Origin of the sequence: Coralloluteibacterium thermophilum (assembly GCF_042654365.1) — a bacterium.
GTDB lineage: Bacteria > Pseudomonadota > Gammaproteobacteria > Xanthomonadales > Xanthomonadaceae > Coralloluteibacterium > Coralloluteibacterium thermophilum.
Window position 1 is genome coordinate 1 of the sequence record NZ_JBHSGG010000057.1, and the last position, 1,079, is coordinate 1,079.

The 1,079-nt window shown below is 67.6% G+C and carries 1 protein-coding gene; it reads left to right on the top strand.

Annotation, left to right across the window (positions count from 1 at the left end):
- Positions 1-49 precede the first annotated feature (49 nt).
- Positions 50-1,072 (top strand): IS30 family transposase, encoded by a 1,023-nt coding sequence (locus tag ACFO3Q_RS16770; RefSeq protein WP_377006050.1) that lies wholly within the window; start codon positions 50-52, stop codon positions 1,070-1,072.
- Positions 1,073-1,079: the final 7 nt, after the last annotated feature.

Genomic DNA, 1,079 nt, shown 5'->3' on the forward strand with positions numbered 1-1,079 from the left:
AGCTTAGGCTCAAGCTCCAAGTGCAACGCCCCCATGTACGGGTGTTGCCATGTCCAAGACCAGACCCTACAGCCACCTGAGCGCTGAAGAGCGCGCGGTGATCATGATCGAACGCCAGAACGGGGCCAGCCTGCGCGCCATCGCTCACCGACTCGGGCGGTCGCCATCGACGCTCAGCCGGGAGCTGAAGCGCGCCGGGGGCGGCTGCTACGACGCCACACGCGCTGCCGACGGATATCGCCAGCGTCGTCTCTGCAGCCGCCGCCAGCGCCGCCTGCTGGAGGGCACGCCGCTCTACCGGTACGTCCACGACCGTCTGGTGTTCCTGCGCTGGTCGCCGGAGCAGATCGCGGCCAGACTGCGCGCCATGCCTGTCGATGTCCGCCCTGGTCTGGTGAGCCACGAAACGATCTACGCGGCCATCTATGCGCAGCCGCGTGGCGCGCTCAAGGAGGGCATGGTCCAGGCGCTGCGTCAGGCTAAGGCCACCCGCGGACGGCGCCGCACCACCGCCGCGGCGGCAGGCTTCGTGCCCGAGGCACTGCGGATCGTGCACCGGCCGGCGGACATCGAGCAGCGCCTGTTTCCGGGCCACTGGGAAGGCGACTTCATCAAGGGCGCCTACAACCGCTCGGCGGTGGGCGTGCTGGTGGAGCGCAAGACCCGGTTCGTGGTGCTGTGCCGGATGGAAGGGTGCACGGCCACCGACGCCCTGGAAGGCTTCACCCGACAGATGAAGAAGCTGCCGGCGTTCCTGCGCGCGAGCCTGACCTACGACCGAGGGAGCGAGATGGCCCGCCACGCGGAGTTGAGCCGGCGACTGAAGCTCGACATCTGGTTCTGCGACCCGCACGCACCCTGGCAACGCGGCAGCAACGAAAACACCAACGGCCTGCTGCGCCAGTTCCTCCCCAAGGGCGCCGACCTGTCGCTCGCCAGTCAGACCATGCTCAACGACATCGCGCGCCTTCTCAACGGCAGGCCGAGGAAAACGCTCGGCTGGAAGACCCCAGAGGAAGCCATGGCCGAGGAAGTCGCAGCGTTCTCTGCCAGTGTTGCACTTGATTCTTGAGACCAAG